This is a genomic window from Vibrio sp. 10N.261.51.F11 (assembly GCF_041471665.1).
GTDB classification, from domain to species: Bacteria; Pseudomonadota; Gammaproteobacteria; order Enterobacterales; family Vibrionaceae; genus Vibrio; species Vibrio crassostreae_C.
Genome location: NZ_JBFROW010000002.1, coordinates 26512 through 39771, shown reverse-complemented (window position 1 = coordinate 39771; position 13260 = coordinate 26512). Strand labels below are relative to the sequence as shown.

At 44.9% G+C, this 13260-nt stretch carries 15 protein-coding genes; 3 read left to right on the top strand and 12 right to left on the bottom strand.

The window, feature by feature from the left end; all coding sequences use genetic code 11:
* Positions 1-276: 276 nt before the first annotated feature.
* From rpoH to ftsY, 4 genes are all read right to left on the bottom strand, one after another.
* A complete protein-coding gene (gene rpoH / locus AB4351_RS00350) occupies positions 277-1134 on the bottom strand; it encodes an RNA polymerase sigma factor RpoH (protein ID WP_017055518.1) in 858 nt (285 codons plus the stop codon).
* Positions 1135-1311: 177 nt separating this feature from the next.
* On the bottom strand, positions 1312-2280 hold the full coding sequence (gene ftsX, locus AB4351_RS00345) for a permease-like cell division protein FtsX (protein ID WP_136977524.1): 969 nt from the start codon (positions 2278-2280) through the stop codon (positions 1312-1314).
* Positions 2267-2944 carry a cell division ATP-binding protein FtsE gene (gene ftsE / locus AB4351_RS00340; protein WP_004736585.1) on the bottom strand — a complete coding sequence of 226 codons (678 nt, stop codon included), beginning with the start codon at positions 2942-2944 and terminating at the stop codon, positions 2267-2269. Before ftsE ends, ftsX begins: the two co-directional genes overlap by 14 nt.
* A gap of 78 nt (positions 2945-3022) precedes the next feature.
* On the bottom strand, positions 3023-4273 hold the full coding sequence (gene ftsY, locus AB4351_RS00335; protein ID WP_372124728.1) for a signal recognition particle-docking protein FtsY: 1251 nt from the start codon (positions 4271-4273) through the stop codon (positions 3023-3025).
* 230 nt (positions 4274-4503) lie between these two features.
* Between ftsY and rsmD the strand changes: the two genes are divergently transcribed.
* Positions 4504-5106: a 16S rRNA (guanine(966)-N(2))-methyltransferase RsmD gene (rsmD, locus tag AB4351_RS00330; RefSeq protein WP_017061036.1), complete on the top strand. Its 603-nt coding sequence runs from the start codon at positions 4504-4506 to the stop codon at positions 5104-5106.
* 10 nt (positions 5107-5116) lie between these two features.
* Entirely contained in the window at positions 5117-5383 is a 267-nt protein-coding gene (locus AB4351_RS00325) for a DUF1145 domain-containing protein (protein ID WP_016784000.1), read from the top strand.
* Between the two features lie 117 nt (positions 5384-5500).
* Here the strand turns inward: AB4351_RS00325 and AB4351_RS00320 are convergent, their stop codons facing one another.
* From AB4351_RS00320 to AB4351_RS00305, 4 genes are all read right to left on the bottom strand, one after another.
* A complete protein-coding gene (locus tag AB4351_RS00320; protein ID WP_017063768.1) occupies positions 5501-6085 on the bottom strand; it encodes a YhgN family NAAT transporter in 585 nt (194 codons plus the stop codon).
* 222 nt (positions 6086-6307) lie between these two features.
* Positions 6308-6544: a YecH family metal-binding protein gene (locus AB4351_RS00315; RefSeq protein ID WP_017061034.1), complete on the bottom strand. Its 237-nt coding sequence runs from the start codon at positions 6542-6544 to the stop codon at positions 6308-6310.
* Positions 6545-6634: 90 nt separating this feature from the next.
* Positions 6635-7255 carry a lysoplasmalogenase gene (locus tag AB4351_RS00310; RefSeq protein ID WP_102321186.1) on the bottom strand — a complete coding sequence of 207 codons (621 nt, stop codon included), beginning with the start codon at positions 7253-7255 and terminating at the stop codon, positions 6635-6637.
* 927 nt (positions 7256-8182) lie between these two features.
* Positions 8183-8557: a hypothetical protein gene (locus AB4351_RS00305; protein WP_004736595.1), complete on the bottom strand. Its 375-nt coding sequence runs from the start codon at positions 8555-8557 to the stop codon at positions 8183-8185.
* 244 nt (positions 8558-8801) lie between these two features.
* On the opposite strand from AB4351_RS00305, the gene AB4351_RS00300 reads away from it, so the two are divergent.
* Positions 8802-9131, top strand: coding sequence for a DUF2500 domain-containing protein (locus tag AB4351_RS00300; RefSeq protein WP_017061032.1), 330 nt, complete (start codon positions 8802-8804; stop codon positions 9129-9131).
* 60 nt (positions 9132-9191) lie between these two features.
* Here AB4351_RS00300 and AB4351_RS00295 read toward each other — a convergent pair whose 3' ends face one another.
* The 4 genes from AB4351_RS00295 to AB4351_RS00280 form a co-directional block, all read right to left on the bottom strand.
* A complete protein-coding gene (locus tag AB4351_RS00295) occupies positions 9192-10205 on the bottom strand; it encodes an acyltransferase (protein ID WP_372124726.1) in 1014 nt (337 codons plus the stop codon).
* Positions 10206-10374: 169 nt separating this feature from the next.
* On the bottom strand, positions 10375-11595 hold the full coding sequence (gene arsJ / locus AB4351_RS00290) for an organoarsenical effux MFS transporter ArsJ (protein WP_372124724.1): 1221 nt from the start codon (positions 11593-11595) through the stop codon (positions 10375-10377).
* 96 nt (positions 11596-11691) lie between these two features.
* Positions 11692-12183: a cyclin-dependent kinase inhibitor 3 family protein gene (locus AB4351_RS00285; protein ID WP_017061028.1), complete on the bottom strand. Its 492-nt coding sequence runs from the start codon at positions 12181-12183 to the stop codon at positions 11692-11694.
* Positions 12184-12204: 21 nt separating this feature from the next.
* Complete coding sequence (locus AB4351_RS00280) at positions 12205-13206, bottom strand: ArsJ-associated glyceraldehyde-3-phosphate dehydrogenase (RefSeq protein WP_017061027.1); 1002 nt, start codon at positions 13204-13206, stop codon at positions 12205-12207.
* Between the last annotated feature and the right edge of the window lie 54 nt (positions 13207-13260).

Genomic DNA, 13260 nt, shown 5'->3' with positions numbered 1-13260 from the left:
CAACATGTTGTAATGATCCTGATCTAACTGTGGGTTAACTGAAACATATCCCCACTCGAAAAAACCCGTCAAAGCCTTACTACACCCTGCTTTTAGATAGCTGACGAATAAACTTATCACAGAGTTATCCACAAAATCATTTTGCAAATTTCGATCGCAAAAGTTGAGAAATCGATCCAAAACAAAAAGGCCGAGATCTCTCGATCTCGGCCTTTTCAAAATTCAGCTATTTGTTAGCTCTACTAGAAAGTAGAAGCTAATAGAAACTAGATGCTATTAGAAATCACCAACGGCTTGTTTCAATTTCTTCATCGCATTCTTTTCTAACTGGCGAACACGCTCAGCTGAGATACTGTAGGTATCCGCTAAGTCTTGCAGGGTTGCCTTGTTGTCGTCTAACCAACGTGAGCGAACAATGTGTTGGCTACGCTCGTCTAAGCTTGCTAGTGCTAGCCCTAGGCGATTATTGGTGTGTGACTCCCAGTTAGCCGCTTCAACCGTCTCAGCAACGTCTGACGCCTTGTCTTCTAGGTAGTAAACTGGAGCAGTGTAAGCAGAACCGCCATCGTCATCGTCCATAGGCGCTTCAAACGTCGCATCTTGTGCTGCTAAGCGAGATTCCATCTCACGAACTTCTGAAGGCTCAACACCCAGTTCACGAGCAACCGTCTCAACTTCACCGTTATTGAACCAACCCAAACGCTTTTTAGACTTACGAAGGTTAAAGAACAGTTTACGCTGTGCCTTAGTGGTCGCAATTTTAACGATACGCCAGTTACGTAGAACGTATTCATGGATTTCAGCTTTGATCCAGTGAACAGCAAACGAGACGAGACGAACACCAACTTCTGGATTGAAGCGCTTAACAGCCTTCATCAAGCCGATGTTACCTTCTTGGACGAGATCAGCCATTGGTAGCCCGTAGCCAGAGTAGCCTCTTGCAACGTGCACCACGAATCTTAGGTGGGAAAGGATCAAGCCTTTCGCAGCGTCGATCTCACCTTTGTAATGTAATCGCTCTGCAAGTCCACGTTCCTCTTCAGGAGTCAGCATAGGGTAGCTGTTCGCTGAGCGGATATAGCTATCTAAACTATCTTGTGTGACTAAAGCCATTTGATACGCTTGGTTTGCCATTCGGTTCCTCATCAATCTCTGATCTGGAGTAATACATCTATTAAAACCCTACAATCTTGAACCTAAAATGAACAGGTTTCAAGGAGGGGGAAGTAATTATGCATAATCAATTCGTCTATACAAGGCAAAAACTGGTTAAGAAGTGCCTATTTTTCGTCTAAATATGACTCTATTCACCTAAACTGGTTCAATTTCTTTTAGGTGGCGCTGTGCAGAAAGCTTTGCAGCCACACTACCAAGCAGAGTTCCGACGATCAAAAGCAGTAAAGATTCATCCCAATTCAGGCCAATTAAACGGAAGTGGCTGTCGTATAGCTGAGCCAAGTCATCCACCGCGCTGTTCAGCAATACGGTAATCAATGCCGTCATTACCCAAGCGCTAATCGAACCTAAAACGCCAAACCACATCCCAGCATAAAGGTATGGTCGAAGAATGTAGCTGTCGGTCGCACCAATCAGCTTCATGGTTTGAATCTCTTCTTTATGCGCCAACACATTAAATCGTAGTGTATTGCCGATAATCAGAAATACCGCGCCCAGCATCAATACCGTTAAGGTAATCACGATGACAGCCGCTAATGCTTTGATCGCATCTAATCGCGCTAACCAATCTTCGTCTAGGCGAACATCGGTCACTAATTCTTGTTGTTTAACTGTGCCTGCCAGCTCTTTAATTAAGGGATCGCTGTGTACGCTTGGCGTAATCACCAGCACACCTGGCAGTGAATAATCGTCGAGAATGGTTAGGGCGTCTTCAAAACCAGAATACTGGCTGAGGTCTGCAAGCCCTTGCTGCGGAGAAATGTACTCCACCAGCTCAACTTGATCCCAACTTTCGATTTCATCCTTAAGCACCATTACTCGTGGCTCAGGAATACCATCCTCTACATAAGCACTTATTTGTGACGGGCTAGTGACATCTTGCGCTACTTCACCCACATTTTTACCCAATAGGTACAAACAAGCAGGCATCGCCAACGCCATAGAGATCACCGCAAGGGTCAGCAAGTTGCCTAACGGACGCTGCCACATTTGCGAGAACGATGACTTGGCTTGTTTCCAGTGAACAACAAAGAAGCCGTCGCTTGAAGCGCGGTTTGCTGCTCGATTAGATTGAGGTTTTTTGATGCGCTTATTCGCGGCCATAGTCTTCAACCTCACTCAAAAATCCTTGGTTTAATTCAAGATGGCGGTACTGAGGGCGAGTGTTCACTAACCCGATATCGTGCGTCGCTAGGATGATCGTCACACCTGCGCGGTTGAATTCTTCAAATAATCGCAACACACGGTTAGATAATTCAGGGTCTAGATTACCGGTAGGCTCATCGGCTAAAAGCAGAGTTGGACGGTTAACCACGGCGCGAGCAATACCCACGCGTTGTTGTTCACCACCAGAAAGTTGGCTTGGCAAACAACGGGCTTTATCTAATAAACCGGTTTTATCCAACGCAGCACTGACTCGGCGTTTTATTTCGTTTTCAGAAATAGATTCAATACGCATAGGCAGAGCGACGTTATCGAAAATCGAACGGTCCATCAGCAGGCGATGGTCTTGAAAAACAATCCCAATATTACGGCGTAAGAAAGGAATGTCTTTGGCTGGGATACGAGTGATATCGTGATCGTTGAACCAGACACGTCCATCAGTTGGACGCTCTATCGCGCAGATCAACTTCAGCAAGGTACTTTTACCAGCCCCAGAGTGCCCACCCAAAAAAGCCATCTCTCCACGTTTCAGGTGAAAGTCCACTTTTTGGAGCGCTTGTCTTCCACCTCGGTAGGCTTTACTCACTTGCTGAAATTTGATCACCGAAAATTCCTCTTACGATCACTAATATCAAATTTAAAAACGGTAGCAGATTAAGGATAAACCACTTTGCTACTCGCGTTACTCTTCGCGGCTAAATAGTGCTTCAATGAAGTCTTTAGATTCAAATGGACGCAGGTCATCAATACCTTCACCCACACCAATGTAGCGGATTGGAATCTGGAACTGGTCAGCAATTGAGAAAATTACACCACCTTTCGCCGTACCATCTAGCTTAGTCAGTGTAATACCCGTAACTGGAGCCACTTCACTGAACAACTTCGCTTGGCTTATAGCGTTCTGACCTGTACCTGCATCGAGCGTTAGCATGATTTCGTGTGGCGCAGAGTCATCAATCTTCTTCATTACACGAACGATCTTGCGTAGCTCTTCCATCAGGTTGCTCTTGTTCTGCAAACGACCGGCTGTATCAGCAATCACAACATCAACACCACGAGCCTTCGCTGCTTCAATCGCATCGTAGATAACAGACGCACTGTCCGCACCAGTGTGTTGAGCGATAACTGGCACATCGTTACGCTGACCCCAAACCTGAAGCTGTTCAACGGCTGCAGCACGGAAGGTATCACCCGCTGCTAGCATCACTTTCTTGCCTTCATTTTGGAATTGTTTCGCCAGCTTACCGATCGTAGTTGTCTTACCTACACCGTTCACACCCACCATTAAGATAACGTAAGGTGTTTTAGTGGTATCAACAACCAGTGGCTGTTCCACTTGGCTTAAGATGTCTGCCATCTCTTCTTTGAGCAGACCATAAAGCGCTTCACCGTCTTTTAGGTCATTGCGAGATGCTTTTTCTGTCAGGTTTTCAATGATCTTAACCGTGGTATTCATACCCACGTCAGCAATCAGAAGTTGCTCTTCTAGCTCTTCAAACAGGTCTTCATCGATTTGCTTGCCTTTGAACAGACCAAAGAAACCAGCACCGATGTTTGCTTTAGTGCGGCTTAGGCTGCGCTTAAGACGAGCAAAGAAGCTTTCTGTCGGCTTCTCTTGTACTTCTTCAACCTTAGCTTGAGGAACTGCCACTTCTTCCGGTTCTGCTTCTGCTTCTGCTTCTGCTTCTGCTTCTGCTTCTGCTTCTGCTGCGACAGGTTGCTGCTCTTGTTGAGCTTCTTCAAGCGCTTGCTCAGATTCAGTTGGCTTAACTTGTTCAGCTTCAGGCGCGACCTGTTCAGCCTCAACTTGTGATTCAACTTCAGTTTGATCTTCAACGCTTTCTACGTTCGCTTCATTCTGAGTTTTTGGGCTTTGTTCTTCTTCACCAAAACCAAGCCACGATAATAATCCGCGCTTCTTTTTTTCCGTCATCAGAGGAGTTTCCTAGATCTACTAATTAGCTGTATTGACTTAATACACGTCGACTCTTTGCTATTGTTATACAATACAAGCTTGTACAAACGAATAGTAAAGAAAAATGACAAAGCAGTGATAAGTTTGCTTTTAGCTTGATACACTTTGTCATTGCAAATTTATTTAATACACGAACCCACTTAAATTGGGCTCGGTATAGTATCACTTTATTAGCGGTCAAAAAATCTATGGTAAGACGTCGCCAGCAAAACACATCACAAAAAAAGCCATCCGGAGGCTTTGTTCGAATTATTAGTGGCTCATGGAGAGGTAGAAAGCTGCCTGTTCATGATTTAGAAGGATTACGCCCAACCATTGACCGAGTAAAAGAAACACTCTTTAACTGGGTGGCTCAAGATATCCCACATTCAACTTGCTTGGATGTATTTGCCGGTTCTGGCGGTCTAGGTTTTGAAGCAGCTTCTCGCCAAGCCAAAATGGTGACACTGCTCGAAATGAATCAAAAGGCGGCTAAACAGCTTTCTGATAACGCGAAAGAGCTCAAGGCAGACAACATTAATGTCGTGAATACTGATGCTATCTCTTTCCTTAAGAAACCAGGCACTCCTTACGATATGGTTTTCCTTGATCCACCATTTCGCAAAGGCTTACTGGCAGAAACAGTACAACTGCTTGAGAGTAACGGTTGGCTTGCAGACAATGCCATCATTTACGTCGAGACAGAGAAAGAACTGAAACTCGAAGCTATGCCAGAGAACTGGGAATTGCATCGCGACAAGACCACCGGACAGTCAAGCTACCGACTGTTCAATCGAATCACTGAAGAATAGGAGTTATTGAATGAAGTTCTTGCTTCCACTAGCAAAAGCAGCCATCGCCTTTGTTTGGTTTATCTTAATCGTAAATATTTTCTACCCGTTTCCGGGTAATGCTGCGATTGCGCTTTATATCATGACCGCATTCTTGTTCTTCATGCACGGCCTGCAGATGCTGATTTTCATCGGTGCATTCGGCGATAAGATCGAGATGTCACGTTGGGAGAAGTGGTCAATATTGATTTTCGGTGTCTTCGCCTTACTCGATATCCGACGCAAACACATGATGTAATCAAGCTTAAGCCCAGATATAAAACGCTTAGCTACAGAAAACATCATGACAGAAACAGTAGAGACAAAAACGCCGCTCATTTAAGCGGCGTTTTTTTATTCAGCAATGATATTGATGTTAGCCCATGTAGCCTTTCACACCATCGAGGAACATTTGCGTCGACAGCATAACCAACAACAAGCCCATCAAGCGTTCGATGGCTTTAAGACCTCTCTCTCCCAGCACTCGCAGGAAGAAGCCATTAAACATCAGAATAAAGAAGGTAGCACCCCAAGCCAGCATCACTGCGCCTGAAAGCTCTAACATATTGTCAGGGTGCTGTGTCGACAACAGAATCAATGCCGCAATCACTGAAGGGCCAGCAATCATTGGGATCGCCATCGGCACAATAAACGGTTCTTCACCCGCCGCGAGGCCAGTAATACTACCCGCACTTGGGAAAATCATCTTAATCGCGATGATGAATAGAATAATACCGCCAGAGATACTCAAGGTTTCAGGCTGCACGTGCAGGAAGTTCATGATGCTTTGACCAGCAAACAAGAACAACAGCAGGATAACCAGCGCAAACATCAGTTCACGAACAAGAACAATACGGCGACGCTTCGGATCAATATGCTTAAGGATAGAGAGCACGATTGGTAGATTGCCAAGCGGGTCCATAATAAGAAACAGCATGGTTGCTGCAGATAAAATTTCCATAAGTTTGTCTCGAAAAGCGTAAGTGCGCGGAGTATAGCAGCCTCAACATTGATTTTCGAACGCAGTAATAAAAGGATTAACTTATGTAATTAGAAGGGAATTTTGCGAGAGCAAATAGAAAGGAAAAAGGAAAAAGAGAATTTAAAGAGTGAAGCCGAAACGTCGCATCCACTCTTCTTATCGATAAAAGCCAAAAGGCTCTAAAAACCAAATCTCTGGGAATTAGTGGTTACACACACGTTCGCGATTAGTGCAAAGCTTGTCATCAATAACCACGACCTTTTCCATCTTCAGGAAAAACTTCAGCAATCCATCTAAATCCAGACCGTTCAGCTTACACGTATGAAAACGCGCTTCTGCGCCATAAGTTTGAGCGAGTTCTTGCGTCAACTCTTCACGAGTCAGTGGCTTTTCACTCAGTAGGTTTAAAACGTTGTGTGCATGAATTTCGGTAGTCATAACTCTATCTCATGTTTAATGAAGTAGACGTAGAGTACCTACTTTCATCTGAGCTGCCTTGATGTAGCTCAGAGTTAAGCGAGCTCTACTCTAAATGGTAAGGGAAGCAACAATGAGAGCGTGCGCCAGAAAGTAGCTGCCCGTCACCCAAAAGTAGGCACCCTTAATTGGGCTACGATAGAAATTTAGCGCGTACGCCAATGCTGAAAGCAGCAACACGGCACAACCGGCAAAACCGACCGCATGCGACAGTTGAGGATCAAGCAACCAGAGCTCACCAGAAGCCCATGCAAGCTGAATAAGCACAATGCCCATGATGACCACGGGAAAAACGAGTTTGTCTAAGCGTGGCAGCAGTAAAAAGAAAGCAACAACGCAAGCTGCCAATAACAGCGCGAACAACCACCAAACCATTTCACCTGATAGCTGTAACCAAAAAGCTTTGCTGTAACAGAGTTGAGCCAATAAGAAGCAGACAAAATGCAGAGGGCGTTTTTGAGTGAGAGTATGAAGCACATCTGCGATCGCAGAGATAGCCAACCCCGCAACTATCCAATAGGTAAAGTCAGCCACAACCGACTGAGTTAAAGCAATTGTCGCTAATAATACAAAGGTAAATACCTTATACGATAAGGCCTGACCGATATGTCCATGTTTCGTTCCTGCTATTGCTCCGATACCAGATAAGGAAACCGCTAACCAACTCCACATACCACTTGCCCTATTGCTTTAAATCGTCGCCAGTCTAGGCACACGAGTGTTGATGTAAAGCCTCAGCCCCTCAAAATTGGATCTTGATTACGCTTCCACTAAAAAGAGTCTCTTTAGATTGAAGTCGTAACAATTACCACCATGACAATGGCCATTCGTTTAAAACTAGAACGAATCATCATAAAACCCATTCAAACTGGCATTAGAGTCGCCATACTTGAATTTTGGCCAATTCTAACCTATTGACCCCACCAAAACCGGCCTAATTCCGTAAAATACCACACTTAAAAAATTAAAATAACCACATTTAAAGTAAATAATAACAATAACTTAAACAAACAAACTCAAGATTAATAGGAAAATAAAAACGCCAACCAAGCCTAGACTTGTAAAGTAGCCAGTTTTCTTTTTTAACGCCCAGTTTTGTCAGGTTATTTCAAGCCTCCGGTAAAAATCGCCACAAAAACCAAGCCGAAAACTTAAAAAACCAACCAAAACCAACCTAGCCACCACCAACCTCTATTAATACAGTTTAACAACCTTTAACAATATAAATTACACAAAACAACCATTATAAAACAACAAGTTAAATCAAATTAGAACAAACATAAATCACAACGAACAAATTAAGAACACACCATAAAACACAGTTAAACACTGCCAAACAAGCCAAAAACTCATAGTTTTCTACTACTTTTAAAGCTTTCGAAAGTAATTCTTGATCTAAGGCCATAAGTAGTGCTATTCTTTAAAACATAGCGAGAGACAACCAAATTTAGGAGTAGTGTTATGATTTCATCTTCGCAAAGACAAGGACTTGTAATGATCGCGGTAGTTGTAGGTCTAATGACACTACCGATGATGTACTAAGCAAGTTACAGATAAAAAAAGGGACGCCATGAGCGTCCCTTTTTTTGTTCAATTTTTTCACTTCGAAAACAGATGCAGTGTTAGCACATCCCAGTTCGCATAATAGAAACCTGCGGCAGCTAAAGTCATTGCCATCATCAGTAAGATCGCAACTCGCCAGATAAAACGACCACTACGTGGAGTCAGCTCCTTCTCACAGTCGTTACACATCATGATGAACTTATGTTGGTCTTCCAACTTAGCCTCATGTTCATTGACTACCTTATTACGACACGTTGCGATATAGCGCAGCTTGCTCACCATATCGTGCGGTAGCCTTTCTTCACAGCTTGTTACAAGCTCATGCAATCCTTCGCCTTCGGCATGATATTGAAGCCTCAATAATTTCTCTATATTGCGAGTTCTTGTCACCACTTTTTCAATATCGGTCATCTTAGCCCTCCCACTCCACACTATAATTCTAGTCGAGCATTTCCCTATTCTTATACAAAATCACTGTTATTTACGAGAGAAAGAGACAATAAATAACAATGCTTTATCCCAAACTGACCATTAAATGTGATGTCTGCCGAAAAATAATCAGCTTGGCTTACAACAGTTCACGAATAACGGCTTTAAACACATATCCCTATTGCCTGAAAGACTAGAATAACCATCACGACTACATGGAGGTTATATGCCTAATTCACTCTTTTTTGCCATCTTTGCTCTCGCTGCTCTAGCGGCTTGGGTATTTATTGGTTTCTATCGAAAACACTCGCAAGGTGAAAATGCGCCAGAGAAAAAAGTGAATGTCACGGTGTTAGACAAACAATCGATCGACCTTCCTGACGCAGAACCGGGCCAAGAAGATCAAGAGTACTGGATTTACGTTCAACGTGGTGTGGTTGGTCCGAAGCGAGAATTCCAAGTCGGCATCCACTATTTCCACGCCCTTAACCCTGGCGACAAAGGAACCTTAACCTACCAAGGCGATAAGTTCTTACACTTTGCGTTGAAGCGCTAAACGTCAGCCGCTTCAACTGTCGTCCCTAAGCAATCCATCAGAAAGCCTTAGCAATCACCGCTAAGGCAATAACCAACGCGTTTTCTCTGACTTAGACACCAACCAACTCATCCATAACGCGCCAGCTCCGCTGATCACGATCCATAATGGAATAACCCAAGCAGGGTGTCCTTGGTACCAACCGAATTCTTTCATTGGCCATAAGAAAATTGGGTGCAGCAGATAAATACCTAAGCTGTGCTTACTGATAAAGCCAACCACTTGATTACTCTTCTCAGACAACCCTTCACCATAGTAACGACACACCATGAACACCATGCTCGCCGCTAATACGGTATTCAGCGTCTTGTAAGATAACCAACGCCCTACTGTGTACTCTTCTGCTACCAAGCTTGCCTCAACCACCATGTAAACCGTGGTCAGTAACGCTAACCCACCCAGTAACACACTCATGCCAACTGTCATCTTGTTAAGTGGCACAATCTTATAGAGCAAGTAACCCAATGGTAAGTAACCGGTGTACAACCACAACTCATGACTCCAAGGGCCATCGATTTTCAATAAGAACAATAACGTAGTGAACAACCAGACCGCCGTAAAGGCATAGACAGATCTATCACCGTACTTTCTGACCATTATCTGTAAAAAAGGAATCACAAAGTAGAGCGGGATAAAGTAATAAAAGAAGCCAAGGTGATAGTAGGTATAGTGATGATAGCTATTGAGTAGCACATCCCAACTGACGTCAGCATCAAAGCCCATTGCCGACCAACCCGATAGGTAAGTATAGAAAAGCGACCAGACAATGAAAGGGATCAGCACCTTACCCAGACGACGCTTGAGGTAGTACTTGGCGTCAAACGGGCGCTGATCACTCAGCATCAGAGCACCAGTAATCAAGATGAACACCGGCACCGCCCAACGACTGAAACCGTTCACCGTAATGGCGGTCAGCCACTCACCGAAAGGAATGGTGCCTAATTCATTCCGATAAGGCGCCAAAACATGAATCGCGATAACTGCTATGGCCGCGACACATCGTGCTAAATCAAAAAAGAGAATTCGCTGCTTCATGTAAATGCCTGATTAATATTCAATCATTCTACTATAGCAATAAAAAAGCTGACCGGAATAAATACCAAGTCAGCTTAGTGTTAAAGGAGAGGCTTATCGCGAATTTAGCTCGTGTGAATTTAGTTCGTGCGACTTTCACTCTTACAAATGAGGCTCATGCGGCTGAAGCTTATGCTGCTGAGACTTGCGGCACTTTAGGTAAACGCAGAGAGATCACCGTCGTTATCGCTAAGAACGCAAAAGATACCCACAAACACGCAGACAAACCGGCCATTTGGAATACCAATCCTGACAAGATAGTGCCAATCAAACGGCCCATCGCGTTTGCCATGTAATAGAAACCGACATCAAGAGAAACGCCATCGCCTTTCGCATAACTCACAATAAGGTATGAGTGCAGCGATGAATTCACCGCAAAGATGGCACCAAACACCATCAAGCCACCGATAATAACTAACTCGGGTTGCCAGCCAATTTGCACCGCATAGGCAATACCGGCAGTCACGATAGCCAACGCACCCGCCCATAATAGCGCGGCATGTCCATCAGGCACCTTGCCTTGTGCTTTACCAGTAATCTTAGGCGCAATGCCCTGCACAAAGCCGTATGCGATGGTCCAAGCCGCTAAGAAGCCACCCACCCATGAGTGATCCCATCCAAACACGCTGCCTAGGTAAATCGGCAATGCAATCACAAACCACACATCACGAGCACCAAACAGGAACATACGCGCAGCAGATAGGATGTTGATGGATTCAGACTTAGAGAAGATCTGTTTGAACTTAGGCTTGGTTTTCGCTTTGCCCATGTCCGCTTCTAAGCTCAACACACTGCCAACGAAGACCAATGCCAACACGGCTGCCATCGCGAGCACGGCGTATTGGAAGCCAATCGTTGAAAGCAGTAAACCACCAATAAAGAAGCCTGCCCCTTTAAGCGCATTCTTAGATCCGGTCAGAATCGCAATCCACTTATAAAGCGCGCCTTGTTGTTCATCAGGAACCAGAGTCTTAATTGAGCTCTTGGCACTCATCTTATTGAGGTCTTTAGCGATACCAGACAAGGCTTGCGCCGCCATGACCCAAGGAATGGTCAGCATTGCCGTTGGCACCGCGAGCATACCCAAGGCGACGACTTGCATGCCTAACCCAATGTTCATGGTCTTATTGAGGCCAAGACGCGCCCCTAACCAGCCACCGATTAGGTTAGTCACCACACCAAAGAATTCATAGAAAAGGAACAGTGAGGCGATTTCTAACGAACTGTAGCCAAGGTCGTAAAAATACAGAACCACCAACATGCGAAGTGCACCATCAGTAATGGTGAAGTTCCAGTAGTTAAAAGTCACCAACATGTATTGGCGAACGCTCTTACTTAGATTTGAAAACATAACGCTATCTCTGCAATCTAAACAAAAAGAGCTTTTGGATCATGATAAGTTCAACACTCCAGAGACCAAAAGCTCCCTGTCTAACACTGATGACTATTAGCTATTCGCTACGCCATTAATGTATTCAACCTGGATAGGTTTAGTGAAGGCACCTGGACGCAGTGCCTGCACCTCTTGAACTACCTTGCTCAAATCCCAGCCTTTTTCTAACAGTAGGTGAGCTGCGAACAAACCAGTGCGACCAGAGCCGCCCATACAATGCATTGCAACCTTGCCGCCGTTATCGACGATGTTATGTAGCTCAGGGCTAGCTGCTTGCCACTTCGCAGCAAAACCAGCACCCGGTGCACAGTCGTCTTCAATTTCGATCTGGAACCATTGCATACCTAACGCACGTGTTTTTTCACCAAGTGCCGCCACGTCTTTGCTTGCAAGCTCATGGTCATCAAGTGCTGTCACGATAGCTTCAACGCCTTGCTCTTTTAGCTGAGCCAGTGATGCATCAAGCGTTGCTTCTTTTGTGCCTGGGCACGGAGTAAGCACTAGCGCACCTTGCTCTAGGTCTAGTTGCCATGTTGGATGTATCATTATATCTTCTCCAGATTCTTATTAAGCAAGGCCAACGGTACGAACAAGCTCAGCGGTACGTGTTGCGTAACCCATCTCATTGTCGTACCAAGCGTAGATCTTAACCATGCGCTTACCGACCAACATCGTTGATAGTGCATCCACGATTGTTGAGCGTTGGTCGCCTTTGTAATCGATAGAAACCAGTGGACGCTCTTCAAAGCCAAGAATACCTTTTAGTTCATTCTGAGACGCTTCTTTCAGCATCGCGTTAACTTCTTCTGCCGTGGTGTCTTGCTTCACTTCGAAGATGATGTCTGTCAGAGAAGCGTTCGCTAGCGGTACACGAACTGCGTGGCCGTTGATGCGGTTTTCTAGCTCAGGGAAGATCTCAACAATCGCTTTGGCGCTGCCCGTCGTTGTTGGGATAAGACTCATGCCACATGCACGTGCGCGGCGTAAGTCTTTGTGCGGCGCATCAAGAATAGTTTGCGTGTTAGTTAAATCGTGAATAGTGGTGAAGGCTGCGTTCTCGATACCAAGCTTCTCGTTGATCACCTTAACCACTGGCGCGATACAGTTCGTTGTACAAGACGCTGCCGTTACGATTTTGTGTACCGCAGGGTCGAAGATATTGTCATTCACACCAACAACGATGTTTGCGATGCCTTCTTCTTTCACTGGCGCCGATACCACAACACGTTTCACGCCCTGCTCTAGGTATTTGTTTAGGAAAGAGGTCTTACGGTGAACACCTGTCGCTTCGATAACCACATCACAACCAGACCAGTCGATCGCATCGATGTCGCGCTCTTGTGTGGTCTTGATGCGCTGGCCATTAATGATCATCTCATCGCCTTCTGCAGTTACTTCGTGGTGAAAGCGACCTTGAACTGAATCAAATTCTAGAAGGTGGGCCAGTGTTGTTGTGTCGCCAGCAACATCGTTAATTTGAACAAATTCTAGCTCATCCCAATCGAATGCTGCGCGAAGTGCTAGACGGCCGATACGACCAAAACCATTAATACCTACTTTGACTGTCATTTTCTGTTCTCTCAGTTAATTGCCTTCATATTTGAAGCCGCAGCGTTGTTGACT